General features: G+C 68.6%; 1 protein-coding gene. It reads right to left on the bottom strand.

The features are described 5' to 3' along the window. The coding region (locus SB822_RS60260) for a hypothetical protein (RefSeq protein WP_410859536.1) at window positions 1-216 on the bottom strand (216 nt) is incomplete at its 3' end. Between the last annotated feature and the right edge of the window lie 26 nt (window positions 217-242).

Here is a 242-nt window from a genome sequence, read left to right as displayed (position 1 = left end):
GCCCATCCACGGGCTGGTCTCGTGCGTCAGGGCCAGCGCTTCCAGCCGCGGGCGGTTGGCGGCGTCGTTGCCCTGCGCATACTGGTAGAACCAGCTCAGCGAGCCGGCATCGGTCACCGGCGCCCAGAAGTTGAAGCCGTGCGGCATCGCGGTGGCGGGGATGTTGTTGCCACGCGAGAAGCTGCCGCTGGAATTGGTACCGCGCGTGGTCAGCACATGCTCGCTGGGACTCGGGGAGGCCA

It is taken from the genome of Paraburkholderia sp. SIMBA_054 (genome assembly GCF_046534875.1).
Taxonomy (GTDB): Bacteria; Pseudomonadota; Gammaproteobacteria; order Burkholderiales; family Burkholderiaceae; genus Paraburkholderia; species Paraburkholderia hospita.
Note: the sequence above shows the minus strand (reverse complement) of the source record. Positions and strands in the feature narration are given on the sequence as shown.